Source organism: Pedobacter sp. 01N310, from assembly GCF_056399805.1.
In genome coordinates this window covers 788,788-815,672 of sequence record NZ_JBFTSB010000001.1, presented here as the reverse complement: position 1 = coordinate 815,672, position 26,885 = coordinate 788,788, and the positions used below count along the sequence as shown (strand labels likewise).

Sequence of the window (26,885 nt, the reverse complement as noted above, 5' to 3'; positions counted from 1 at the left end):
TAAGTTTGTAACCTTTATAAACTTATATTCAAGCCTAAGGAAATTGTCCTCAGAGTTGGATAGTCATAAATTGTTGAAGAGTACGGATCTTTGTATTTGAGCGGATTTACGATAGTCCATAGGTTGTTTCCTGTTAAAACCAATCGAGAATCTGCGATACCGACCCTGCTAAGCAAGCTTTTGGGCATCTTATAGGTTAAGGTCATATTGTTTATCCTGATCATTGTGCCGCTTCTGGCCCAGAAAGTCGAATTCCAACCGGCTGCTATACCGGCATCATCAAACCTTGGAAATTCTGCATTTGGATTTTCTGGTGTCCAGTGATCGCGCCAATAAGCCGGAACATTAACCGTAGTACTTGCAGGTGCTTTTGATTTGCTATCAAAAAACACCTTTCCGCCAAACCTGGTTACAAAGTTTGTACTTAAACTCAATGTTTTGTAAGAAATGGCCACATTAAAGCCAATACCAAAAGAATTGGTAGACTCGAACATAGGAACCTGATCTTTTTCAGTAATTTTTCCATCGCCATTAGTATCTTCATAATACAGCCAACCAACTTGTGGTACCCTGTTGTTAATGGTATATGTTGGGTATTGATTGAGAAGTGCATCTACATCCGCTTGTGTTCTCAGCATCCCCTTCGAAATCAATCCATAGTTGCCACTGTTATATTTATTGGGATCCGTTCCGAACTGGTATTTTAAATCAGGATAGGTAATATCCCATAACTGAAATTCATTATAAAACATCTGATCAATCCGACTATTGGCAAAACCAAAGAGAATATCGGTATTTACACCCCAGTTTTTATCAATTTTTGCTTTATAACCTATTGAAAACTCATGTCCCCAATTGGTACGCTGCTGGTAATTTAGCAGTGGTGCTTCAAAGCCTGCATACATTGGGAAATTTTCATTGTTCCCTTTATCAAACATATCGTAAGAATACCTGTGGTAAAATTCGTAGGTGAAATTGATTTTGTTTTTCAAAAAAGAGGCGTCTAAACCTAAGTTGAAAGTACGGGCCTTTTCCCAGGTAATATCAGGATTAGGCATGATCTCAGGATTGAGTCCACCGGTTAATGTTTCATTATATAGGTATCCTGCCGGATCAACTGTGTATCTCGATTGCCATAACCTGGCATTAATCCTGCTTTCTCCCACCAATCCATAATTGGCTCTAACTTTTAAACGATCTACAAATTTGACGTTGTCTTTAAAAAAATCTTCTTCACTTATTGCCCATCCTAAACCAACACTTGGAAACAAGCCCCATCGGTTGCCAGGTGCAAAATTTGAAGATGCATCCATACGAGCAATTGCTTCAATAAAGTATTTCTTGCCATAATCGTAATTTAACCTGCCGATGTAAGAACGCTGAACCGATTCGAAAATGCTTTTGTTCTGTAGCGTGAAAGTTGAGCGATCGAAACCCCAATACTCGTCAATACCCGGTAAAACCTGGTTTCGCCAGTACACATTCAATTGCTCACTTACACCCTCTGATTGATCGAAAGCAGCTAGCACATTCAAGCTATGTTTTCCAAATGTCCTGTCGTAACTTAGTGATGCAATAGCCTGATAACTTGAAGATGAGTTTGTGCCCGAAGAGAGCTGCGTATTTGCAGCACCTACTGCAGTTATTGTACTTACAACTTCATTGGTGTAAAGTAAATTGTTTTGTCCGGTTGTTTTGAAATTATAAACGGTGTATGGTGGCACGTATTGGCCACTTGTACCGCTTCGGTTATTTTTGCCAAATTGCAGGCGCCCGGTTAAACCTGGTATAAATTTTGGTTTATAATCAACAGAAGCATTTAGCGCCAGTCCTTGAGATTTATCGAAAATATTATTTCCTGAATTTACAACAGCAAGCGGATTGGTATTGCTATTGTAATTAATTGGTTTGCCATCAATTTGAATCGGCACCCATTTAGGTGTTGTAATCAACTGTTGGAAAAAAGCTTGATCGTTTTCTCCGCCATTTTTATAAGTATCACTTGTCTTTTTCGAAAAATCTGCACTTAAGGTAACAGTAGCTGTTAATCCATCGATAATTTTAGCATTCATACCCGATCTGAAAGCATATTTACTGTAGTTAATACCACCGTAGTTACCAGATTCATCATAATAATTTCCTCCGGCGAAAAAGGTGATGGCTTCAGACCCTCCAGAAACATTCATATTATGCCGGTTTACCTTAGAAACCTTCCATAATTCGTCAAACCAGCCTTTAATACTGCTGTTTTTCAGTTGTTCTAAATCTGCAGCAGAAAACATAGAAGAAGTTGGCGAATTTGCAATTCTATAACCGTCATTTAGCAGCTGGGCATGCTCGTATGCAGAAAGCATATCTACATTTGCTGCATTATCCGAAAAGCCTAAAAACCCGGTATAACTGATTTGTGGCTTTCCTCTTTTTCCTTTTTTAGTAGTAATTAAAACTACTCCCTTTGCACCCGATGCGCCATAAATAGCTGCTGAAGCATCTTTTAGGAAAGAGATATCTTCAACCATAGTTAGATCTAAATTATCGAAATCATCGCGGGTAACTGTAATCCCATCAATTACGTATAATGGTTCGGTAGTCGCGCCCAGTAAGGCCGATTGTTCTGATCTTGATGCTCCTCTTATATTAATGGTAACCGAAGAACCAGGTTTGCCTGAAACAGAGTTAACACCAACACCAGCAATCTTATTCCGAAGTGCAGCAGCAATGTTCGGCACAGGTAAATCCTGAATTTCTTCAGCCCTGATATTGGCCACTGAACCTAAAATCTCACTGCGTTTCTTCGTTCCATAACCAATAACAACAACGGCATCCTGATCTAAATTCTGACTGTCTTCTACAAAATTTACCGTTAAACTGGTTTTTCCGACCAGTGGAATAGTTTGCCTGATAAAGCCAATATAAGAAAATACTAATGCGTCGGTGGCAGGATCGGCGATCAATGCAAACTCACCTTTATCATTGGTACTTACGTTGTTAGTTTTGCCGCGTATCCCGACAGTTACACCCGGAATGGGTTGCCCGTCTTTTTTGTCTACCACCTTACCGGTAATCTGTTTTTGTTGCGCAAAAACAGCGGCACATGTGAATAACATGAGCACTAAAACCCATGAGGTTTTTCGTAAAAATTTTGAGTTCATATTTGTTATTTGGTTAGTTTTTTTACTAATACAGCTAATCTGATATCAATCATGCATTGAGTTTGATTAATTTCATTAGCATATATAAGCTGTACAGGCAATTGCTATACAGTTTATTCAATAGTGTTTCCGGTTAAGGATGGGTTTGTTTGTATTTGCTTTTACAGCATGCTAGTTAGGCATAAGAATTAGACAGCGTTATTTTAAAAATCTATCTAACATTAATTGTCTTTGTGGTGGCTCATATTTTTGTTTTTAGATTAAAAAATTATTGGTTAGAAAGTATATTTTAACTTTACATTAATGAAGGAATATCAATTTTTCAAACAAAATAGCAACGGTTATTGTATAATTTTATCAATTAAAGATTAACCTTTTCTCTATAAGCTATTTAGTGATTTTATTCACAATACAATATAAGTATAAATTCATATATAAATGAAATATTCTTGAATAAAAAAATATAAAAAATAATGGAGCGTTTAAATACGCTCCATCAGCCATGCTAGTTTGTTTGCGCTTTTGCTTTTCTCCTTTTCTCCCACTCTGCTCCTTCTTTCTTCAGATCGTATCCGGCAGCTGATAAGTAATTGTTAATGCGTCCTTTGTATTTACCAAACCATGCATGCTTTTTATCTGATGATTCTGCATCCATAGCATGTTCACGTGCTTCGGTAAGCCAGATCAGGATCTGTTTTTTCTGATCTTCGGTCAGCGTTAAAATTTCTTCCTGATAAGCTTTGTAAGTGATGGGCAATACATTATAGGTCATACCGTTTTTAACCAGCTCAACCTGCTCATTAGTTAGTTGCGCAGAAAGTTTGCCGGTGTATTTTTTATGGAGTTTAGCTAATGATGTTTCTACCACACGGCTATCCTTAGCAAGGGCTGAATCGCGTTCTACTTTATTGTCTTTGTTTTTTTCTTTAATTGCTTTAACACGAATGTCGCGCGCGGCATAGATGTCGTTTAAATTGCTATATTGATCTCTGATGATTACCGTCACTTTTTCGGTTTTCTTCGCATCTGTAATTCCAAGATTGGCAACAATTTTAGCCGAACGCTCGGTAATCATTTTCACATAGGCTTCTTTATCGTTCACAGGATTGTTCTGAGCAAAAATTGCAGTAATGCTCGAGAAGGTTAACAGTAAGGCTAAAATTGATGATTTCATGTCTTTATATTTAAATTGTATTTATTTTTTTTAGGTTCACATCTCCGCAAAAGTGCACTTTTAAGCCAAGTTCATCCATTGCAGCTGCTTTAATGCGGCAAGCTTCGTGCGCTCCGGCTTCATAATTGGTATAAACCACCTGAATATGGTTAGCTTTATGTCTGGCCATCAACTGATCGCGGCTCACGCCTTTCAAAATGGCATGCATAATTGGCCATTCGGGTGTTGTTCCGTCCCAACGTCTTTTGGTTTCGGCCGCAGGCAAAGCTACTACTTCTCCAACGCCCAAATCGCAATGTAATTCGTTATCCATTACATAAACTCGGCTCCAAACAATGAAACCTGGTTTACTGATGCCTTTTAACGATCCACCACCTAAACGGAAATACATAGCTGGCTGCCTATCGCTGCTTGCTCCGGCATAACCATCAATAAAATGTGCAGGTGGTGCTGCTCCAGAGATTAAAAACAGCCAAACAAAACCGTCTACATCATCATTTTTGTAATATTCACCCCAACGGATGTCATGAAGGGTGTTTTCTCCGGTCATTCCTAATTCTTTCCAAAGATTGTAGGTTACCAGGGCATCTAAACCGGCACATTCGTCTACCTCGTTAAAATGTGGTAAAGCCCGTTTTGGGTAAAGTTCTTTACCATCTACAGAAAATGCCGGCGGACGGTCTTCGTTATTTAATAAACCCTCTACTAAATCGCTGGCTACAGTTAAATCTTTCAATCCTTGCTGATACTGGATTCCAATGGTATCGCAGCTAAAATGATCAGCAATCCTCAGGGCGGCGATATACATTTTACACTGTTCGAGGGTTTGGTTTTTAGTTAATTGTGTCTCCTCTTCAGTTCCCCAGTTAAAGGTCATTCCTTTTTGCAAAAGCCAATCTAAAACAGCCTCTGCTTCACCATTGGTAACCTGCAGCATACCTGCATATAATGCCGATTGACTTAAACGCTCTTTAAAGAAACCGGTTTTGTGCAGCAGTTCGTCAGGAATGATAGCATTGTACATACCCATGCAGCCTTCGTCAAACACGCCCATGATCACTTTTCGCTCTTTTAAGCTTTTGGCAAAAGTTCTTCCTTTCTTGTCGTCGCTTAGTGGGATCTTACTTAAGGCAAAACTTTTTACATGACTTTGATCGTAACTGACCTTGCCGGTTGTGAGCCATTCTTGCAGGCCATCGGTAAAAAAATCATCCGTAAAATTTTCACTCCATAAAGTACTATATGGAATTGCCGCTTTGGTTAAGCAACCGTTCAGATTTAACATGCCTACCAAACCAGGCCATTGTCCGCTCCAGTTGGCTACGGTTAGTATCGGGCCACGATGTGTGGTAAGCCCTGCAAGTACATGATGTGAGTATTGCCAAACACTTTCTGCTACAATTATAGGTTGGTTGGGATCAATATTTCTAAAGATATCCATACCCATTCTTTGCGAATCGATAAAGCCATGTTTTTTTGTTGAATTGTATGAATGGGCACGTTTAACTTTCCAGCCAAATTGTTCGATGGCTAAAGTTAATTTTCGCTCCATTTCGACTTGAGCAGCCCAGCAATTTTGATTTGCTGAAAGCCGTAGATCGCCACTTGAAACCAGTAGAATTTCTCCTTGTTTACCTTGTCTCATAATTTATTAATGAACAAATAATTTATATAAAAATAATTTGTCAGCTTATATTTTGGTTACGCCTATATGGCTATATACAAAACTCAACAATGAAAAACACTATTTTCTGATAGTTTTTATCAAATTAATATAGGATGTTATCATTAAACTCGTTAACTTTAGACCGCTGTGGTATAATTTGTAGAATATTGTAATACAGCCCTAACCAAATATTTATTTTTACATGAAACCTCATTTTCATAAAGTTCCAATTACCTTACAAAGTTCCTTTAGTATCCGTCATGATATCAAACCCGATTTTGGGAATATCTGGCATTATCATCCTGAGCTAGAACTGCATTATGTAATCAAAGGAGAAGGCGTTCGTTTTATTGGTGATAACATCAGTAATTTTGTGCCAGATGAGATGGTGCTATTAGGCGAAAATCTGCCTCATACCTGGCGTTGTAAAGATGAATACTTCCAGAATAACCCCGATCTTACAACTGAAGCCATGGTGATTCATTTCTTGCCCGATTGTTTGGGTAAATACATGCTTACTTTACCTGAAGCTTACCTGATCCCTAAATTATTCGAAAAAGCAAAAAGCGGAATGGTAATTAAAGGGAAAGCTAAAGATAAACTGGTTGATTTAATGCGGGCTGCAGTTGATGCAACCAATTTAGACCGGATCATTATCCTCTTATCTATCCTTAAAACATTGGCCGAGACGGATGAATTTTCGACAATTGTAACGAGCAAAAATACATTCTATCAAAGCAATGAGTCTGAAACACTCCGTATCAATAAAATATGTAATTATACCCTGAGTAATTATAAAAAGGATATTACATTGGAAGAAGTGGCTTCATTAAGTAACTTAAGTGTAACTTCTTTCTGCAGGTATTTTAAACTGATGACGAAAAAGACCTTTTATGATTTCCTGATTGAAATTAGGGTGAGTCATGCCTGCCGTTTTTTAATTGAAAACAAGCTACCAACCGAAATGATCTGTTTTGATTGCGGTTTTAATAATGTATCTAATTTCTACAGGCACTTTAAAAAAGTTACCGGAATGACACCTTTGGACTATAAAAGGAAGTATTTGAATTAGATTTCAATACCAAACCTCGCAGGTTTTTAAAACCTGCGAGGTTTAAACAAGACTATATAAAAACCTTAATATTTAAATTATTGCGTAATAAAGTGTAATCATCAAACAATGTTTCTACTTCTTTAACTACACTTGGCGTAAACGAGCCAACATTTCTGCGGGTAAAAGTTGAGATATTAAGCCCGCGCTTTTGCAGGAAATATTTCGACACCACTGGATAAACATTATGCATTACGTCCATGTTATCGATTAAAAACTGTTGTACCACTTGTACTTCATCTTTAAAAGCTTCATCATTATAATGGTCGCAAAGCCAAACAATCAATTCAGGGAAATAATTACCTTGAATGCACGATAAGCCCGAAGCTCCAGCTTTTAATGATTCTACCGCATGCACGATATAGGCATCGTACAATCCAAAAGCCCTGCCTTCAGTCAGTTTCAGTTTTTCTTTAATCTGACTAAGATCCAGGCAGGTATCTTTATGGTAAATCACTCTTCCGGTTGACACAAAATCGGCCAGTTGAGTAGGTTTTAATACCCTTTTATAAGGCACCGGACATTCATAAAATCCCAATGGAATTTTATCTGTTTGATCGATAAGATCGAAAACACGATCATTAAAAACCTCGTCCGATTCACTTTCATCAGCCAACAAGCTTGTAATGGCAATCACGGCCTCTACCCCTGCATCGCTCACTTCTTTTACAAAATCGGCCTGTTCGGAAATCGCGCCACCAAAAGTTCCTGTGGCTACCACTGGCACGGCGCCATTAACAACTTTAATCACATGTTTTATGGCCTGAATTCGTTCTTTACCAGTCAATTCAAACATTTCGCTCGACAGACAATTGGCAAATAAGCCTGATGATCCGGCCTGTAAATAAATCTCGGTAAGCTGTGTAAGGGCTGGGTAATCGATGTTCCCATTGCTTAAAAAAGGCGTGAGCATTACCGGGATGAACCCTTTTTGTGAGTTTTCCATTATATTCTGATATGGTAAATTGTTCTATTTAATTGCCTGATAAAGCCAGAATGGCTTTTAATGGGCTGTTTTAGTTTTTCTATCTTTAATTTTCGTCAGGAAAAGTCCTGCTAAAAAAATGGTTAAAGTGCCGATCACGATAATCATGTTTTTATGTAAAGGATTTCTAAAAATTTCATATTCTGGAGGAAGAAGTGAAGAAAATGTCATCCATATAATTACGGCAATGCCTATCATTGTTGCTGTTATGGCTTCATGGTTTTTAGTTTGCCTGCTAATAATACCCAAAAGGAATAGTCCTAACATCCCTGCAGCAAAAATCCCTGATAATTCCCACCACACATCTAAAATGCTTTTTACACCAATCATGGCAATACCAGCAATCATACCCAATAAACCAAAGCCAATGGTGGCCAAATGTAACAGTGATAAATTCTGCTTTTCGGTTACATCAGGTTTAAAATATCTTTTGTAAATATCTACCGAAAACACCGTTGCCGAGGCGTTCATCCCTGAACTTATGGTACTCATTGCTGCAGATAAAATGGCCGATACAATTAAACCAACCAAACCTATGGGGATTTTAGTCACCATAAAATGTGGCATAATTTTGTCACCATAATCCGATGGCTGTAATGCATGTTGTACCTTCAACACCTCTGCTGCCGAAGCATGTAAAGGCAAACGCTCAATAGCTACCTGGTGTTTTATCGACTGCACCAATTCCGGATTGATTTCATAATAGGCATACAAGCAAGATCCTATAATAAAAAAGAGCAATGATGCCGGGATATACAACCAAACACACAGCCAGATCGATTTCGAAGCTGCTTTACTTGAGGATGCAGTATGGTATCGCTGAATGTAGTTTTGGTCCATTCCGAAGTTATTCAGGTTGATAAAAAAACCATAAAGCAACACGCCCCAAAACGATGATCCTACAAAATCGAGCTTAAAACTACCTAAGCTAAACTTATTGGCCGATTTCCCGATCTCTACAATCTTAGAAACTCCTCCTGGCATATTCGAAATGATTAAGTACAGAATAAGCAAGGCGCCAAAAGTCTTCACTACTGCTTGTACCACTTCTGTCCATATTACCGCTTCAATTCCTCCTAAAACGGTATAAACAATGATACAAATGCCCATTACGATCATAATCATCTGCATAGAATAGCCTGTGAGTGCTTGTAAGCTCAAGGCAATTCCAAAAAATATCGATCCCATTCTGGCCAGTTGCGTTAACAAGAAACACACCACTGCGTAAACCCTCGCCCAGGCGCCAAAACGTTTTTCTAAATGCGTATAGGCCGATATTTCGCCGGTATTCCGATAAAAGGGTACAAAATATTTTGAAGCGATCCAGGCGGCCAACGGCATCGAAATGCTGAATACAAATGCATTCCAATTGCTACCAAAGGCTTTTCCGGGCACCCCTAAAAAGGTATTGCTACTTAAAAATGTTGCATAAATTGATAAACCTATCGCCCATCCGGGGATCAGGCCCGAAGCTTTTGTAAATTGCTCGGAGTTTTTATTTTTCCTCGAAAAATAAACCCCAACTAATATCATTCCAACAAGATAAATGAAGATTATTGCAAGATCGACTACAGGAAGTCCTTTCATTATTTGTTGGCTCGTTTATTAATTTGGTTAAAACAAATATGCATGTCTAAATATCAACATTAATATAAGATTTTGGCTACATATTGTACCATCTTATCTTATTGAACATCTAAAGCATCAACTGCCAGTCCTTTGGTTTCTGTAGCAATCAATTTGAGTTTATAAGTCCCTGCATTAATCATACTCCCGGTATTGGTACTGAGGTAGTTCCATTTTCCGGTTTTAGTTGGCGCAAATTCGACCATTTCTGTTTTCATTAATGTTCCATCTGCCGATAAAAACTCGAGTTTCCCTTTCAAAAGCTGCTCTGACGGGTTATGGTATTTTAGGGTTAAGGAATAGGTATCGGCAACGCCAACTGATAACTGCCAGGTTAAGCTCCCTTGGCTCGCTGCATTAAAAATTACACGCTGTTTATCCATTAAAATTGCTTTCACAACCTCACTGCCTTCTAAAATACCATCAGTAGCTTTATAAGTAGTTGTGGTTTTTAAATCGTAAGCGGGTTGTAAATGGGTAACCGGTAATACAAAAACGGTAGCTATTCTACTGTCAAAAATTATGCGCTCATTCGGAATAAGTCTTTTCCGATAAAGACCGAATATCTCATCCTTACTATTGGTTAGTGAAGTTTTGGTGTCTTCGAATCCCTGAGGCACACTACTATTGATATTCAGTGCCACAAACGTATCCACAGTATCAGTTGCAGTAAATTCGATACTTTCCTGTGCGCGTGATGCCTTTAGCCACTCGGCACCGTATAAATTCGAAGGCAGATCGGTAAAAGTTGAATTTTCACCTTTAAACTGCTCTTCTCCAATATCCAACCAATCGCATAGTGCTGCATTTTTAATTTTGCTCAGGAGTGATTTACTTGATGGTGCAGCTTGGATGTTTTGGTTCAGACCTGAAATTGCAATGGCAGAAATCACTGCCTGTGCAACTTTTACTTCTGGGAAATTAATATCCAAAAAGCCACCTTTAACAGTCGTTTTAATCGTTTTCTTTAGTAAGGTATTACTTCCTGCTTCCTTCCAGATATCTAAATCTTTAATAACCGTTTTACCATTAAATGCTACATCAAATAAACGCATGGCTTTGGCATCAAAACCTCCGCCTATACCCAGCCAAGGCTCTATAAAATAAAGTTCAACCAGGTATTCACCGTCTGGAAGCGGAAAATGATATTTTAACCGATCTCTGCCATATCTAAAAGTTTGAAAAAGCTTCCAATCTTTAGTCCCGTCTATAGGTTGAAAAGTACGGCGCTGACTAGCAAAAAATGTTGGAACACCAGTAAAATCCGCGGTCCAAGAGGTTGAGCCAAAGTTATCAGGAGCACTTAAATTTCGATCAGCAGACCATTTATTGCCATTGGTATCAATATAATCTCCACCACCACAATTTACGCGGTATACATATTTATATCCCTGTGTAGGAACGGTTAACTTTTTATCATTTATTAAAGCATTAAAATTTGGACTTTGGGGTAAATTCTGCAGCACGATTTTATCTATGGCTACTGCTTTTCCATTTACGTAACCCACGGCATACAATACATTATACCGGATATCAGGCTTGTTCCATTGGAAATGTGTGCCGATTGTACCGCGTTTTCTTCTACCTAAAGATTTGCCGTTTACATCATTAAAAAGTTCTACTTCATCGCAGTTAGAATAAACCACTATACTGTCTTTTATACCTGGTTTGTTCCAAAGGTTAGGCCAGGTATGAGAAACAATATACACCATAGGTTCAGTTTGTTTTGGTGCATAATTTGCCCTGAACATATAAAATACATCAGTAGGTTCTTCCCAAGGTGTAAACATGCCCTTGTAATTTACCGGGCCTACCCGATCCAGATCTCTCAATCCTTCACCACCCTGCACCCTGCCCGGGTTATCGTGTGAGCTATACAACCAGAAAAAATGACCAGCAGTTTTATCTTTTACCGACTCGGCCAAGCGTACCTTAGTCTCCATTAAATCGGTCATTTTGTTCTCCGTATAACCTTTTCCATTGGCATCGGGTTTGTGAAGATCAATTGTTCTCCAGGCACCGTATTCACCAACCAAAACCTGCCGCTGAAGATCTTCTCCATAAGTTAACGGATTACCACCATAGGTGCCGGTCCAGTTTTGGGGAACATCCCAATCCGTTCCTTTTCCGCCATTACAAGTGGTTACTTTTCTTTGTGATGAAGCTGTCGGATCGAGTTTTCTAATCAGCTCTGTACATTCTTTTGCGAAATCTTCAGGCAAAGTACTCTCGTTTTCCAAGCCCCATAAAACAACTGCCGGACTGTTTCTGCGCTCTTTTACCCAGTCTGTTAAAAGTGATTTAAAGTTCTTTCTGAATTCGGGTGTATCATACCAGATATGAGCAGCCATTTGGGTCCAGCATAAAATCCCTTCTTTATCCCAATAATCAGAATACAATAAATGATGTGGTTGATGTGCATCGCGGAAAGCATTAAAACCAGCAGCTTTAATTTGCCTAACTCTCGAACTGATCTGCTCGTTACTAAAAGCATGGCTCTGCCCGATTAGATGTTCATATTCGGCAATACCGTTAATAAAAACCGGTTTTCCATTTAACAGAAACTGTTTCTGGTTTGCTTGTTCACCAATGGGCCAGCTGATCCATCTGATTCCGTAAGGGGTTTTCAACTCATCTACAATCTTTCCATTTTCCATAATGGTAGTTTGTAAAGTATAGAGATACGGATTTTCTAACGACCAAAGTTTTGGATTGATGATCTTGTCTGTCTGCTGATCGATCTGAATTTCTTTTCCGACAGGAACAACAACAGATTTTTTCAGTTCTTTAATCTGTTTTCCATTCAGATCCAGCAATCTGTTTACAAGGTTTATATTTTTAGGCTTTAAACCATAGTTTTTAAGTGTGGTACTCAGGTTTAAAACAGCAGATTCTGCAGAGATTTTATTATCGTTCCAAATGTGAACACCAAAAGGTTCAACACGGATATCATTAGTCACAATTAAATGAACCGGCCGGAAAATGCCCATTGGTTGCGAACCTTCTGAAAAACCGCGTTCTGTAGAACAACCACCATCAACCCAGGGTAAATCCTGGATATTTGCAGGATGATCGGCCCTTACCGCTAGTACATTTTCCTGGTTATTTAATTTGATGGCTGAAGTGACATCCAAAGTAAAAGTTGTTCTCCCACCAGCGTGATAACCCACTTTTTTACCGTTTAACCAAACAGTTGCATACGAACCCACACCTTCAAAATACAGAAAAAAACGTTTTCCAAACTTAATTCCGTTATTTTTAAATGTTTTGCGGTACCAGGCATAGCCATGTTTATTGCCATGAAGTTTCCGTTGATAGCCTTCATATTGATCCCAGTTGTGCGGAACATTTACTTTTTTCCAGTTTAAGGTTTTGTAGCTGGCTAACTGAAAACCATCAAAAGTATTGTTGTTTTTTTCATCGGCAATACTGAGCCAGTTTGAATTTAATAAAACATCTTTCCTGGTTTGATTTTGTGCATAGAGTGAACTCACTCCATAAAAATTGATGAAGCATAACAGCAGTAAAAGCAATTGTTTAAATTGAATTCTTTTTGGTTCGTACGGGCTCAAACCGAGGCAACTAGCCAAGGTACGTGTCCCCACGTACCTCTTCGGGAAATTTCGCGGGGATGTGTTCAGGCAAATCTGGCGTGTGTTAATCCAGGCTAAGACTGACGAAATCTTCTCCCGCTCAGTCCTTTTAGATTTCGTAAGTTGATTCATCTCGCTTTCAAATCTCCATTCAACTTATAACTTTCACCAGCTTTAGTTTCGAACGTTGCATTATTGTTTTTGTAGCGGATTTTACAGTTTCCTCCTGTTTTAGATTTTATGGTAAGTGAGGTTAGTAAACCTTTATCCCAGGTTAAATCCAGTTCGAAACCTCCTCGGGCCAGAAGCCCTTTAATTTCTCCGTTTGGAATTGCCGTTGGCAATGCGGGTAAAATATCCAGATAGCCCTGGTGACTTTGCACAACCATTTCGGCAATTCCGGCTGCACCACCAAAGTTTCCATCTATCTGGAAAGGCGGGTGTGCATCAAAAAGATTCACATAAGAACCTGCGCCATTATTGGCTGGCTTCATTAACATTTTAACCAGTTTCATGGCATGATCGCCATCTTTAAACCTCGCCCAGAAATTGATTTTCCAGGCTAAACTCCAGCCTGTAGCGTCATCTCCGCGGTACAACAAAGACTGTTTTGCCGCTTGCATCATCTTTTCATTACTATCCCAGGTGATGTCATTTCCAGGATAAACGCCCCACAAATGAGAAACATGGCGGTGTTTACTTGCGGTATCATCTACATCGGTTAACCATTCTTGTAACTGTCCGTATTTACCAATCTGGTTTGGCGCCAGCTGTTTAACTTTTTCTGCTAGCGATTTTCTGAATTCGGCATCTACATTAAGCGTTTCGGCTGCTGTTATACAATTTCTGAAAAGCGATCTGATAATCTGGTGGTCCATTGTTGGGCCAGCCACTAAACCTCCATTTTCCGGTGAATTAGAAGGTGTACTAATTAACCAACCTGTTTTCGGGTCTTTCACTAAAAAATCTTCGTAAAATAAAGCAGCTTGTTTCATTAAAGGATAGGCTTCACTTTCCAGAAACTTACGGTCTTTACTAAATTGATAATGCTCCCATAAATGATCACTTAACCAACCGCCCCCACTTACCCAAATACCATGATTGGAGGCATTAATTGGTGCTGTACCGTTCCATAAATCGGTATTGTGGTGTAAAACCCAACCACGGGCATTGTAATACGCTTTTGCCGTTTCAGCTCCGGTTTTCGCCAGTCCTTTGATTTTGTTGAAAAGCGGCTCGTTTAAGGCTGATAAATTAAGAATTTCAGTCGGCCAGTAGTTCATTTCGAGGTTAATATTGGTAGTGTACTTGCTTCCCCATGGTGGTGTAAGCAGATCATTCCAAATCCCTTGAAGATTGGCTGGCTGAGTACCAGGCCTGGAGCTGGAAATCAACAAATATCTTCCATACTGCATATATAACGCAGCAAAAGCAGGATCGTTTGCAGTTGCAAATTTTGTTAATCTTTCATCTGTAGGAAGGTTTTCATTATCCGAACGGCCAAAATCGACATTAAAAGTGTTGTAATAGCTTTGATATTCTTTAATGTGCTTCTGTTTGATTTCGGTGTAAGGTTTACCTTTTAAACTATTGAGTGCTTTAACATTGGCGGCTGCAGGGTTCCCAGAAACATCCTGCGCATTGATAAAATTGGTTCCGCCCGTCAAGTAAAGTGTTACTTCATCTGCCTGATTGATGCTAATTTTGCCATTCATCACCTTCACAGATCCATTTTTGATTAAAGCCGTTAATCGACTCTCTCCCTTAATCGCACCATCTTTTACCTGAACAGATAAGGCAATCACATTATTCCCTAAAGCTTTTACGGACGATTTTCGGTGAGCGCTTGAAAGTTCAGCATCGAAACTAATGGATGCCTTTTTATCGGCCGTTAAATGGATTACAACAGCTTGATTCGGCTGGCTAGCAAAATACTCACGCACATAGTTTACGCCATTTAAAGTATAAGTGGTTTTCGCAACGGCAGTAGTGATATCTAAAGATCTTTTGTAATTAGATACAATCGATTTGGTCTGCTTGAAATACAAATTCAAATCACCAAAAGGCTGATAACTGCCCTGATATTGTGGAACGGCAGGTGGATCTTCGTCCTGAATTTTATATTTCCACTCTTTATGTAAGGAGATGCCCTGTTCTACACTGCTTCCAATAGGATAAATGCCAATCTTTTTTGTGGTGTCTTTATAACCAGCCAATCCGCCTTTATCGAAGTAGTTGAGTACCTGAATGGCAATTACATTTTTACCCTTTTTAATCAGCTTTACAGGAATAGTATATTTTCTTGGCTCCGTATTATCAGTATTACCGACCAATTCACCGTTTATATAAGTAAAATCCTGATCACGGATGCGATTAAGATCGAGTACAAGATCTTTTCCAACCCAGTTTTCGGGCACTTCAAAAGTGGTTCTGAACCAAACCGCGCCATCCAGATTGGCCAATCCTACAGTTTCCCAACCCTCATAGGAAGGCACTTTAATCGTTTTCCAAAGCTGATCATCAAAATTTGCCAAAGCAGGATTGCCTTGAATGCCTTTTCCGGCTTTCATTTCATTTACCCAAATTTTTCTGTCACCCGATGTACTTTGCAAGCTCATAAAATGTTCTTGTGCCAAAGCTTCTGCTGCTGCCTGTTTTCCTTCAAAAAGTAATTTCCTGATCTCAGGCAGATATTGGTAAGCTCCTTTCCGGTTATAATCCCTTGGTTTGCCTGTCCAAACGGTTTCCTCGTTAAATTGGATATGATCTACAGCCGCTCCGGCGAAAATCATGGCGCCTAATCTACCGTTTCCGATTGGCAAGGCATCCGTCCACTTTTCTGCAGCTTTATTGTACCATAACGTATGGTTGTTTTCTTGTGCAAAGCTGCAAAAATGAGCCGCCAATATTAAAAATGATGTACTTAATAAAAGTTTAAACCTCATATTATTGTCCTTTATCGCCTGAAATAATTTCGATGTTACTGCTTACTTCTTTTTCTTTTTTAACAGCCTCTTTCACACGTCTAAAATTATTATTTCCTAAGAATATATTTTTAGTCTCGGCCCCGCTTAATTTCAAATAAGTAACCGTTTCTTTCGTTGGGAAAGCATTGTACAGAAACAGATCAGATACATTGGTGATATCAATTACAGCAGCATTGGCATGAGGTTTATTACTTTTTAAACCATCAACAATTAAATTATTCACCTTTAATGCCTTTATCGATGCACCTAATTCGGTGTTCACGGTTACGTTATGAAACTCAATATTACTGGAATTTTGAATAGAAAAACCAGTTTTGGCGTCCATATTAATATCATTGAAGGTAATATTATCGATAGGCATTTCTTCTAAGCCATTTAAATAACCTGCCTGGTTAACCTGACCGGTGATATTGCTGAAATGGATATTCCTAAAAATCGGTGTACGATCAGAAACGGGCTCTACATTTGTTTTGGCGTATTGCATATCGAGCACAATCGCCTGATCTTTAATGTTTTTCATGATGATGTTACTCACCCTAATTTCTTCAACCACACCACCCCTGCCACGGGCTGTTTTAATGCGGATTCCCCTATCTGTTCCGTCGAAGACACAGTTCGAGATGGCTATTTTACGTACATTGCCCGACATTTCACTGCCGATAACCACTCCGCCATGACCTGATAACATGGTACAATTTGTAATCACATAATTTTCTGCAGGAACAGCCATTTTTCGTCCAGGCGCATCTTTGCCCGATTTGATGGTAATACAGTCATCGCCCACACTGATGTGGCAATCTGAAATGTGCACATTTTTACAAGATTCAGGATTAATGCCGTCTGTATTTGGCGAATGGGGATTGTTGATGGTAACGGCATGAACCTTAACGTTTTCACAGAACTCGGGATTTATGGTCCAAAAAGGCGAATTGCGGATGGTTATCCCATCTATCAGCACATTTTTACAGAACATCGGTTGTATAAACGGCGGACGAAGAAAACCGCGTTTCATCTGCTTAGGATCATCTGGCAAAATAATATCCTTGTTCAAGCCATCAAATGTGGTTTGCCATTTCGATCGCGCTTGCCCTTCCTTATAACCTTCTACAAAATCCCACCATTTTTTGCCATGTCCATCGATAATTCCCCTACCAATAATCGAGATATTCTCTGCTTTATAGGCATAAAACAAAGGCGAAAAACTGGTTACATCAACTCCTTCGTAACGGCTTTTCACCATGGGTAAATAATCGTCAAAGTTATCGCTGAAATGCAATTCGGCACCGGCATCAATCAATATAGTAATGTTACTTTTTAAATGAATCGAGCCAGTTAGGTATTTTCCCGCAGGAAAATAAACGGTTCCACCACCCGCTTTTGATGCCGCTTCTATCGCATTTTTGATCGCTGTTGTAGCCAGTTTACTGCTGTCGTTTTTAGCGCCGTATTTAACTACGTTGTAATAAGACTGGGCTTTTGCAGTTAAGCAATTAGCTATTACAATTAGGAAAAATAAGCTTTTGAAAATGTATTTCATTTGTTTTCGTTATTTAATAGTCGCGTCATGCTGAATTCATTTCAGCATCTGTCATGCAAAGAGACCCTGAAATAAATTCAGGGTGACGACGAGAGGTTAAAAATATCTATAGGCAACTTCAAATGGATGTTTAACTGAACTAATGCCCCATATCCTTCGACCATATTCTTTAATTCATCTGCACTTTTAAAGGCTTTAAATCCTTTCCTTTATAAATTTCTTTACCATCTGCAAATACCAATAATCCTTTGCCTTTATTGTATTTTTTTCCGGTTTTATCCCACAAAATGGTTAACGTTTTATGGTGATACGAAACTTGATCTAACATGAACCAATCCCACTGGTTTTTAGGGATTAATGGAAAAATCTCAAGCACATTATCCTGACGTGGTTTTATTCCGATCAGATCGTTGATGATTAGATCATTAAATGTAGAGTGATTGTAAAAACTGCTCCGTGGATTATCACCTTTTAACCATTCACCTATTTTTTCATCCTGATACTCACCGATGTAAGGTTTTCCATTTTTGACATGAGAAGCAGCATACTGGTGCAGTTCCCGGTAAAAGACTTCGGCATTCATTTTACCATTTTTTTTATAATTCGTGAGTAGATTTGCCAATCCTTTTAAAGTTTGTGAGCTGGCAAACGGCCAAAGTGCTCCATCCCATTCGCAACTGTGCCCTGTTCCCCTTGTTCTAAATGTTGGGTTTCTTCTTTCAGCCGTGGTTAAGCCCCAGGGTGCTTTAAATCCAGCAGTATCCAATAACTGATCCCAGGCTTTTGCATAATTTGACTGATCATCCGGCAAGTTAAATTCCCATGGCGTAAAACCGATGGCCTCTCTAACATCAGATGAACCTCCTTTGGCTTTTCTTGTTTCAAAAAACAAAGAAGAAGCATTCCACAAACTATCCTGAACCAGTTTTTTAAGCGCAATTGCTTTATTTTTGTATTTGTCAGCTAAGGTTTTATCACCTAACAGAACTGCAATTTTATCCAAAGCCATTGCATTGCCATACATATAACTGTTTATGGTTGGTCGTTGATTCTGGTCTTTTCGCGATCCGCTAATCGATTCTTCCATGCCATCCTTAACATCATGTTGCCAGAACAGGCCGTTTTTAAGCTGTCTTTCAGCTTCCCATTTGGCGTAATCTTTATCCAGCGCTGGCAAAATTTCCTTCAAAAATTCTTGATCGGGTTGTACCAGATAATTCTGATAAACAGCATCATCAACCCAGCTGCTAAATTGATGGAAACGTTGTTTCGTTTGGCCAACATCGGCATGGTAAAGCCAGAATTTGATGTAATCTTTTAAATAGCTATTATCCTTTAACCACCTGCCCTCGTAAATATGGTGACCTAATGCGCAGCTAATGGAATTATATTTCCCTGCATGTTTAACCGGTTCGATAAATTCAGTGAATATAAAACCATCAGGCGTTTTAACCAGGTGTTTGCGGTAAGTCCACCAGCGGTAATAATAGTTTTGCTCCAATACCGAATCTGGGCATTCGAATAAAGGTACCTGCTCAGCTAACCATGTAAAGGCTTCGGCATTGGGCACATGGTTTTTTACCGCCTCGGTGTCGATAGAATTGAAATAAGTAACATATTTCTTCAGCTTTTCGGTACCCAGAATTGATTTCTGTTGTGCAAAGCCTGTGATTGTCAATACCGACAATGCTGCTGTTGCAATTAAATTTATTGTATTCATCATTATTCAAATAACCAATCGATGTCTTTTCCTCTACCATCTAAACCTGCATTAAAAATCCGCAGTTCCTGTTTGTCATCAATAAACCCTAAAACCAGGCAGGCCCCTTTACCTAAATTTAAAGTATGTGTTCCTGCAGGGAAAGAATAAGCATGAACATTTACCGGTGGAAAACCATAAGGCACCAATGCATTCGATATCTTGATTTCAGACTGACCATAGTTATTGGCACTCGCATCTGTTTCCAGCTGTGGAGGAGCAAGATATTGAGGATCTTTCTGATTAAAAAAGCCTATCAGCAATTTTACAGGTGCTTTGGTGCTGAATCTAATTTCTGTTCCAATTTTAATTTGCTTTTCCTTTGTCAGCTTAATCCCCCTTAAACCCACCAACTGCGCTGCAACTTCTTTAATCTTAATTGCAGTATCTGCGAAAAGTGGTGCATCTTTGGCTATCACATAACTTTCTGTTTCATTTAAGACTTTAACATCAGCAGCTTTGTAAGGCACAATTGCAGTTACCGTTCCCTGTTTTATTGATTTCAGAGAATCGATACTTCTTTTAAAATGATTGAGCTCTTTGGCGAAAACCGGTAGCATCTCTTTCCAATGGATAAAGGTTTTATCCACACCACGCATCGGGATTTTCCGCTGTTTGGTTTGCATACTATTGGCATACAGGTAACTGTGTTCAGTCAATTTAACCAGTTTAGCATAATGATCTACGCTTTTTTGGAGAAAAGGCAATGCCTGCTCTAAATCAGCTACCTGGTTCGAATTTTTATACCGCAATATCCACAGGGCTGCCTTAACTTTCTCAGCATAAAAATTAGCCATTTCATCATAACAATAGATATCATTTCTAAGCCGCTTAAACTCTGCAGTATCTTTTGTTATACTGGGTGCAGCCTCATTAATAGATTGAATGGCTTTTTTGCCATGTTCAACCACTTCGCGTGCCACCTGAACCGGGGTTTCACCAATATGGCCTTGTTTCTTCCATTCTTTTTCGGCGTATTCGATAATCATTTCGCCTTCTGGGGCTTCCGATTCGTACATTAATGTAAACAACCCATAACGGAACGGATTAATGAGCTGAGTCATCAGCATGCCCAGGGTTAACGTTTGTCGGTTACCATCGGTAATGCCATACCTGCGCAAAAGTTTGGGTGATATCTCACCCGATTCTTCATAGGCATTCAGAATAGCTTTACCTCCAGTTAAATTAGCACCATATTTATTAGCCAGCTCATTTCCCCAATAGTTAATTTCTTCACTACGGTCTCTCTGCGAATTCCACGAATATCTTGCCCATTCCTTGTACCAGATCCAATCGCGGTCTACCTCCAATAACCTTCCTTTTACCTCATCAGCCGAATAAGGCCAATCCCAATAGCTGGCTTGAGGATATAAATGCAAGCCTTTTGCACCATAAATCTTGTTCATCGCCTGAACTGATTTCTGGATAAAGTCTGCCGAACCGTAGCGAAAAGGCTCTAAATTGGCTAAAATATGCACGTTAGAGATATTGATCGTACCAATAGCAGCTAATTTCCTGTTTAGATCTGCCCATGCCCCACGCGGGGTATAAGTAGTTAAAGCCTCACCATTAAACTTATTTTCGGTATATAGATTTTTATAAAAGGGCAGCGCTGCTTTCATCACACTTGGTGCGTCGGTATCATGTGCACGCAGTACAATCGGGGGTTCTTCCTTAATGCCGGCTGCTTTTAATCCATCTTTCACCCCGGGAATAATCGTTTTGGTAAACCAATCAATATCATCTTGACCAACACCCTCCATTGCCTCACCCAAAGCCACCATTAAACCAACGTTTGGGTACTTCTCTACAAAGGATGAAATCGATTTTCGGGTATAATCGGCAATTAAAGGAATAATCGGACGGTTCCGATCTTGTGTTTTCAGGCCATGTTTATCTGCAAATGGTTTAGGAATAATAATATTATAAAACATCTGGATCACCCAAATGCCACGTTTGTCAGCTTCTTTCGTTAAAAACTGGAAGATTTCTTCGTTCTTTTTTAAAGTAGCATCATCTACCTCTACTGCATAAGGATAATCTTTTAAGCGCAGTAGCGACGAAAAAGGGTGCCCATTCCATAGATAAAGTGAGTTATAGCGGTTTTCGACCATCATATCCAGGTACTTAATCCATAAAGCTTTATCATAAAGCCAGGGGAAAGTTTCAGGGGTATAAGGATATTCATAAACATCATGGCCTGGCAGGTAATCTGGTTTCTGCAGACCGATACAGGTACCTCTTAATACCATTTCAGGTTGATCGGAAAGTGCTATCCGTATAGGTAATTTACCCGTGCTGCTGATCTGATCGGCCAATTCTATACAGCCATATAAAGCACCGGATGCATCGTTGCCAATTACATAAAGCAGCCCGTTTTTCCCCGTGTAGATATGAAAGCCTTCTTTTTTAGCAACTGAGATTTTATTCTTGATTTCTAGCGGAAGGTGATTGATAAAAAGTTTATCAGAAAACACACCAATTGCAATAACATTGTTATTTGCGGTAAGTTTATTCTTTTGTTCGATTTTGGTCGAATAATTTAATTTAACTAAAGCTTTTAACAATTTTTCTGCGCCAAAACGCACACGAATATGATTTTCTGTAGAAATTACAATTGTTTTTTGCGCGCGCTCAGTAGCGTTAGAAAATGGTACAGCTAAAAAATAACAGGAAATAAAAATCAGAAAATTTCTCATTCAAATTGGCTCTAATAACAAAACCTATTTTAACAGGTTTTTTATGTGATATTTGGTTAATACTATATTTAAATATAAATATATTATTCAAATATAAGTAATAATACCGAATGGCTTTGTAAAATTTATGCAAGGTAAGGCTATTGGAATAGCCGGAATAACATATGACAATATCTGTTAATATTTAGGCAAGAAGATAAAATTTTTAATCAAGAATATTTATTTTATTTGTATTCGTATTCTAATCAATTATAATTTATAATCATATACATGTTTTCACTAAAAAACAAAAAAGCCGTAGTTACAGGCGGGGGAAGCGGCATAGGAAGAGCTATTGCAACTATTTTAGCTAAACAGGGCGCTGAGGTGCACATCATCGAACTGGGGACTGAACACGCCCAGGATACTTTAGATGAAATTAAAACAAATGGTGGATCAGCATTCAGTTATGGATGTGATGTTTCAGACCATAATGCAGTTCACGAAGTTTTTAAGCAGATCGGAAATATCAATATCCTGATTAATAACGCAGGTATTGCACATATTGGCAAAGCTGATACTACAGAAGAAGCTGATTTTGACCGTGTTATGCGCGTAAACGTAAAAGGTGTTTATAACTGTTTGCATGCAGCTGTCCCACAAATCCGTTTGTCTGGCGGAGGTGTAATTATCAATATGGCCTCAATTGCGGCATTAGTTGGTCTTCCAGATCGTTTTGTTTATAGTGCGGCAAAAGGTGCGGTAAAAGCAATTACCATGAGTGTGGCGAAAGATTATATTGGTGAAAACATCAGGTGTAACTCTATTTCGCCTGCACGGGTTCATACGCCCTTCGTGGATGGTTTCTTACAGAAAAACTACCCGGATAATATCCCTGAAATGTTCGAAAAACTTTCTAAAACGCAGCCTATCGGCAGAATGGCCAAACCAGAAGAGGTTGGTGCCCTGGCTTTATACCTATGTAGCGATGAAGCTTCATTTATTACAGGCTGCGATTACCCAATTGACGGTGGATTTACTACCTTAAACAATTAATAAATATTTTCAAATACAATAAAGCATTTTATAATGAAATTAATACGATTTGGCGAAACCGGAGCTGAAAAACCTGGGGTAATTATAAACGATAATTATTTCGATGTTTCTGCATTGGTTAGAGATTATAATGAAGAATTTTTTGGTGGTGATGGTTTAGCGCAATTAAAGGCTGCTATTGCATCGGCTGATTTACCACAGGTTGATAAAGGTGTACGCCTTGGTCCTGCTTTAGCCCGTCCTTCAAAAATTATCTGTGTGGGCTTAAACTATAAAGACCACGCAGCAGAAACCAATGCTCCTATCCCTTCAGAGCCCATTTTGTTTTTCAAAGCTACTTCAGCAATTGTTGGACCTAACGATGACCTGATTATTCCAAAAAACAGTAAAAAAACCGACTGGGAAGTGGAATTGGCCATTGTGATTGGTAAAAAAGCGAGCTATGTTGCTGAAGAAAATGCTTTAGACCACATTGCTGGTTATGTTTTGCATAACGATTATAGCGAGCGCGAGTTCCAGATTGAAAGAAACGGACAATGGGTAAAGGGAAAAAGCTGCGATACCTTCGCACCTATCGGACCATTTATTGCTACCCAGGATGAAATTGCCGATGTGCACAATCTTCGCCTTTGGTTAACGGTAAACGGAAAAACCCTGCAGGATGGTAATACCTCAAACCTGATTTTTAATGTTCCGTTTATGATTGCTTACATCAGCCAGTTTATGACACTTTTACCAGGAGATGTAATTACGACGGGAACACCGGCAGGCGTAGGTTTAGGTCAAAAACCTGAACCTTGGTATTTAAAAGCTGGTGATGTGGTAGAATTGGGTATTGATGGCTTAGGCTCGAGCAAGCAAACTGTTAAAGCCTACAGCGGAAACTAATATGAAAAGATACTGTTTAACACTCGATCTTGTAAACGATGAAAAGCTTATAGAAGCGTATAAGCAGTATCATCAATCGATTTGGCCTGAAATTAAAGAAAGTATTATTTCTTCTGGAATTGATGATCTGGAAATCTATTTATTAGGAAACAGGCTATTTATGATTATGGAAGTGAATGAAAGCTTTTCTTTTGAGGAAAAATCGAAAGCCGATTTAGCCAATCCAAAAGTGCAGGAATGGGAAAATTTGATGTGGAAATTCCAGCAGGCACTACCAGGTTCGAAACCAGGAGAAAAATGGATCTTGATGGATCAGATCTTTAAACTTTAAATTGCTTTTTTTATGATTGATACACACGTACATTTTTGGAATTTCGATCCGGTTAGAGATAGCTGGATAAATGAAGATATGTTTGCCATCCGTAATGATTTTTCTCCGAAAGATCTTATAGGGGTTTATAACGATCATCAAATCACGGGATGTATAGCTGTGCAGGCTAGCCAATCGGAAGAGGAAAACCAGTTTTTGTTATCGCTGGCAGCGCAAAATGAAATTGTAAAAGGGATTGTTGGATGGGTAGATTTACTCGATCCGAATTTAGACGAACGTTTAACTTATTGGAGTAATTTCAAGAAGATTAAGGGCTGGCGACATATTTTACAAGCTGAAAACGCAGATTTTATCCTGAATAAAAAGTTTATTGCTGGCGTTAATCTTTTAAAAAAATACAATTACACTTACGATTTATTGTGCTATCACGATCAATTAGCAGCTATCATACAAATGGTTGATCAAATCCCCGATCAACCATTTGTATTGGATCATTGTGGCAAACCGGATGTTAAAAGTCAGGAGATAAAATCTTGGTCTGAAAATATTAAAGTATTGGCTTCAAATCCAAATGTACTTTGCAAGGTATCCGGTTTACTTACTGAAGCAGACTGGAAAAACTGGACAGAAAAAGAGCTTTTTAATTGCTTTGATGTGGTATTCGAACATTTTGGTCCTGAAAGGGTAATGTACGGTAGCGATTGGCCGGTAATGCTGCTCAGCAGACCGTATCAGGATTGGTTTAATTTAGTTTATAAGTATGCGCAACAATTTTCCTCAGCAGAACAGAAATTGATTTTTAATGATAATGCAACTGCGTTTTACGGAGTTTAACAACATAATTTTGACCTATTTGTCATCCTGAATGCAATGAAGGATCTTTTTGATGGTGATTTATTTGCAAAGGATTCTTCACTTCGTTCAGAATGACACATCAAAACCCTACGCAAAAATCCTTAACTAGAATTAAAAAAAGCAGATAGAGCAGGACGGGAATTATAATATAAAATATTAGTTTTCGCTTTTTGAAATAGATCTGACCAATACAATATTAAATATGAGTAAAAAGATTACATTCCCTTACAATCCTCAATTCCCTTCTGTAGCCGACTTAAGAAAAAAGGCAAAGTCAAGGATTCCTAAATTTGCTTTTGACTACCTGGAGGGTGGTTGTAATGAGGGGCTTAATTTATCGAGAAATGAGAGCGACTTCGACAATATCTACCTTAAACCGAATTACTTACGCGTTGGTGGAGATATCGACATGTCGGTCGAATTATTTGGCCGTCGTTACAGTGCTCCATTTGGGGTATCTCCTATTGGTTTGCAAGGTTTGATGTGGCCTAATGCTCCCGAAATTTTAGCTAAGGCCGCCGCTAAAGCCGATATTCCTTATACATTAAGCACCGTATCCACCAGTAGTATCGAACGAATTGCCGAAGTATCTGAAGGAAAAGCATGGTTTCAATTGTACCACCCTACGGAGAATAGCCTGAGGGATGACATCTTAAATCGCTTAAAAGGCGTTGAATGCCCGGTATTGGTTGTGCTGGTAGATGTGCCTGCATTTGGTTTACGATATAAAGAAATCAAGAGCGGCTTATCCATTCCACCAAAAATGTCAGTCAATAATATCCTGCAGGCTTTTGCCCGTCCGTTATGGGGAATTAAAACCCTACAACATGGAATTCCATCGTTTGCTACCTTAAAGCCTTACATGGAAAAAGGAATGGATATGTCGCAACTTGGACAGTTCATGAACAAAACATTTACCGGTAAGGTTGATATTGAAAAGGTTTCTGCCATTCGTGATCTTTGGAAAGGACCTTTAGTATTGAAGGGAATCGCGACTGATGAAGATATGCAGGCTGCTATCCAAATCGGTGCCGATGGTGTGATTGTTTCCAATCATGGCGGCAGACAAATTGATGCAGGCGAATCCTCAATCAATTCACTGATCAAATTGGCGAACAATCCACTATACAAATCAAAATTGAAGATCATGTTAGATGGCGGTATCCGTTCAGGTGTTGATTTAGCAAGAGCACATGCCGTTGGATCTGAATTCAACTTTATGGGCCGGCCTTTTATGTATGGAGTTGGCGCTTTAGGTAATGAAGGAGGCGATCATACCATCAATATGTTCAAAACTCACTTATACCAGATCATGCAACAATTAACCATTGAGAAAATCACACAATTTCCTGATCGGTTATTAAACCCTTAAAGCCGAATTTGGAGTAAAATAAGAGGTTGTATCATAAACATAGTTTCTCTAGAAATTTGTCACGTTGAGCCTGTCGAAACGCCGTAACGGCATTATGATAGGTCCTTCGACAAGC

The 26,885-nt window shown here is 38.9% G+C and carries 16 protein-coding genes; 6 read left to right on the top strand and 10 right to left on the bottom strand.

Features of this window, described 5'->3' with window-relative positions:
* Positions 1-14: 14 nt before the first annotated feature.
* The 3 genes from AC1DNH_RS03025 to AC1DNH_RS03015 all read right to left on the bottom strand — a co-directional run bounded on the left by AC1DNH_RS03025 (position 15) and on the right by AC1DNH_RS03015 (position 5,971).
* Positions 15-3,152 (bottom strand): SusC/RagA family TonB-linked outer membrane protein, encoded by a 3,138-nt coding sequence (locus AC1DNH_RS03025; RefSeq protein ID WP_477625154.1) that lies wholly within the window; start codon positions 3,150-3,152, stop codon positions 15-17.
* 505 nt (positions 3,153-3,657) lie between these two features.
* Positions 3,658-4,326: a DUF3826 domain-containing protein gene (locus AC1DNH_RS03020; protein WP_477610373.1), complete on the bottom strand. Its 669-nt coding sequence runs from the start codon at positions 4,324-4,326 to the stop codon at positions 3,658-3,660.
* 10 nt (positions 4,327-4,336) lie between these two features.
* Complete coding sequence (locus AC1DNH_RS03015) at positions 4,337-5,971, bottom strand: fucose isomerase (RefSeq protein WP_477585227.1); 1,635 nt, start codon at positions 5,969-5,971, stop codon at positions 4,337-4,339.
* 223 nt (positions 5,972-6,194) lie between these two features.
* Here AC1DNH_RS03015 and AC1DNH_RS03010 point away from each other — a divergent pair, with 223 nt between their 5' ends.
* Entirely contained in the window at positions 6,195-7,064 is an 870-nt protein-coding gene (locus tag AC1DNH_RS03010) for an AraC family transcriptional regulator (RefSeq protein ID WP_057935132.1), read from the top strand.
* A gap of 52 nt (positions 7,065-7,116) precedes the next feature.
* Here AC1DNH_RS03010 and AC1DNH_RS03005 read toward each other — a convergent pair whose 3' ends face one another.
* From AC1DNH_RS03005 to AC1DNH_RS02975, 7 genes are all read right to left on the bottom strand, one after another.
* A complete protein-coding gene (locus AC1DNH_RS03005) occupies positions 7,117-8,049 on the bottom strand; it encodes a dihydrodipicolinate synthase family protein (RefSeq protein WP_477610474.1) in 933 nt (310 codons plus the stop codon).
* A gap of 57 nt (positions 8,050-8,106) precedes the next feature.
* On the bottom strand, positions 8,107-9,675 hold the full coding sequence (locus AC1DNH_RS03000; protein WP_477625153.1) for a sodium:solute symporter family protein: 1,569 nt from the start codon (positions 9,673-9,675) through the stop codon (positions 8,107-8,109).
* A 98-nt stretch (positions 9,676-9,773) separates the two neighbouring features.
* Positions 9,774-13,208, bottom strand: coding sequence for a malectin domain-containing carbohydrate-binding protein (locus tag AC1DNH_RS02995; RefSeq protein WP_477625152.1), 3,435 nt, complete (start codon positions 13,206-13,208; stop codon positions 9,774-9,776).
* A 227-nt stretch (positions 13,209-13,435) separates the two neighbouring features.
* Entirely contained in the window at positions 13,436-16,252 is a 2,817-nt protein-coding gene (locus AC1DNH_RS02990; protein ID WP_477584654.1) for a glycoside hydrolase family 95 protein, read from the bottom strand.
* Position 16,253: 1 nt separating this feature from the next.
* A complete protein-coding gene (locus AC1DNH_RS02985) occupies positions 16,254-17,831 on the bottom strand; it encodes a glycoside hydrolase family 28 protein (RefSeq protein ID WP_477608184.1) in 1,578 nt (525 codons plus the stop codon).
* Positions 17,832-18,000: 169 nt separating this feature from the next.
* A complete protein-coding gene (locus tag AC1DNH_RS02980; protein WP_477625151.1) occupies positions 18,001-19,554 on the bottom strand; it encodes an MGH1-like glycoside hydrolase domain-containing protein in 1,554 nt (517 codons plus the stop codon).
* Positions 19,554-22,289 carry an alpha-d-galacturonidase gene (locus tag AC1DNH_RS02975; RefSeq protein ID WP_477583816.1) on the bottom strand — a complete coding sequence of 912 codons (2,736 nt, stop codon included), beginning with the start codon at positions 22,287-22,289 and terminating at the stop codon, positions 19,554-19,556. The genes AC1DNH_RS02980 and AC1DNH_RS02975 overlap by 1 nt, the downstream gene beginning before the upstream one ends.
* Positions 22,290-22,559: 270 nt before the next feature.
* Here AC1DNH_RS02975 and AC1DNH_RS02970 point away from each other — a divergent pair, with 270 nt between their 5' ends.
* From AC1DNH_RS02970 to AC1DNH_RS02950, 5 genes are all read left to right on the top strand, one after another.
* Entirely contained in the window at positions 22,560-23,324 is a 765-nt protein-coding gene (locus tag AC1DNH_RS02970; RefSeq protein ID WP_477583814.1) for an SDR family NAD(P)-dependent oxidoreductase, read from the top strand.
* A gap of 33 nt (positions 23,325-23,357) precedes the next feature.
* Positions 23,358-24,212, top strand: coding sequence for a fumarylacetoacetate hydrolase family protein (locus AC1DNH_RS02965; protein WP_477608180.1), 855 nt, complete (start codon positions 23,358-23,360; stop codon positions 24,210-24,212).
* A 1-nt stretch (position 24,213) separates the two neighbouring features.
* A complete protein-coding gene (locus AC1DNH_RS02960) occupies positions 24,214-24,543 on the top strand; it encodes an L-rhamnose mutarotase (RefSeq protein ID WP_477608178.1) in 330 nt (109 codons plus the stop codon).
* Positions 24,544-24,555: 12 nt separating this feature from the next.
* Positions 24,556-25,377: an amidohydrolase family protein gene (locus AC1DNH_RS02955; protein ID WP_477625150.1), complete on the top strand. Its 822-nt coding sequence runs from the start codon at positions 24,556-24,558 to the stop codon at positions 25,375-25,377.
* Between the two features lie 223 nt (positions 25,378-25,600).
* Positions 25,601-26,770 (top strand): alpha-hydroxy acid oxidase, encoded by a 1,170-nt coding sequence (locus AC1DNH_RS02950; protein ID WP_477584588.1) that lies wholly within the window; start codon positions 25,601-25,603, stop codon positions 26,768-26,770.
* Positions 26,771-26,885 lie beyond the last annotated feature (115 nt).

Bases quoted from the DNA above. Each gene is read 5' to 3' on its own strand.
- AC1DNH_RS02970 (WP_477583814.1), top strand. From the start codon at position 22,560: ATGTTTTCACTAAAAAACAAAAAAGCCGTAGTTACAGGCGGGGGAAGC.
- AC1DNH_RS02985 (WP_477608184.1), bottom strand. From the start codon at position 17,831: ATGAAATACATTTTCAAAAGCTTATTTTTCCTAATTGTAATAGCTAAT.
- AC1DNH_RS02960 (WP_477608178.1), top strand. From the start codon at position 24,214: ATGAAAAGATACTGTTTAACACTCGATCTTGTAAACGATGAAAAGCTT.
- AC1DNH_RS02975 (WP_477583816.1), bottom strand. From the start codon at position 22,289: ATGAGAAATTTTCTGATTTTTATTTCCTGTTATTTTTTAGCTGTACCA.
- AC1DNH_RS02990 (WP_477584654.1), bottom strand. From the start codon at position 16,252: ATGAGGTTTAAACTTTTATTAAGTACATCATTTTTAATATTGGCGGCT.
- AC1DNH_RS03015 (WP_477585227.1), bottom strand. From the start codon at position 5,971: ATGAGACAAGGTAAACAAGGAGAAATTCTACTGGTTTCAAGTGGCGAT.
- AC1DNH_RS03000 (WP_477625153.1), bottom strand. From the start codon at position 9,675: ATGAAAGGACTTCCTGTAGTCGATCTTGCAATAATCTTCATTTATCTT.
- AC1DNH_RS03025 (WP_477625154.1), bottom strand. From the start codon at position 3,152: ATGAACTCAAAATTTTTACGAAAAACCTCATGGGTTTTAGTGCTCATG.
- AC1DNH_RS03020 (WP_477610373.1), bottom strand. From the start codon at position 4,326: ATGAAATCATCAATTTTAGCCTTACTGTTAACCTTCTCGAGCATTACT.
- AC1DNH_RS03005 (WP_477610474.1), bottom strand. From the start codon at position 8,049: ATGGAAAACTCACAAAAAGGGTTCATCCCGGTAATGCTCACGCCTTTT.
- AC1DNH_RS02955 (WP_477625150.1), top strand. From the start codon at position 24,556: ATGATTGATACACACGTACATTTTTGGAATTTCGATCCGGTTAGAGAT.
- AC1DNH_RS02980 (WP_477625151.1), bottom strand. From the start codon at position 19,554: ATGATGAATACAATAAATTTAATTGCAACAGCAGCATTGTCGGTATTG.
- AC1DNH_RS02965 (WP_477608180.1), top strand. From the start codon at position 23,358: ATGAAATTAATACGATTTGGCGAAACCGGAGCTGAAAAACCTGGGGTA.
- AC1DNH_RS03010 (WP_057935132.1), top strand. From the start codon at position 6,195: ATGAAACCTCATTTTCATAAAGTTCCAATTACCTTACAAAGTTCCTTT.
- AC1DNH_RS02950 (WP_477584588.1), top strand. From the start codon at position 25,601: ATGAGTAAAAAGATTACATTCCCTTACAATCCTCAATTCCCTTCTGTA.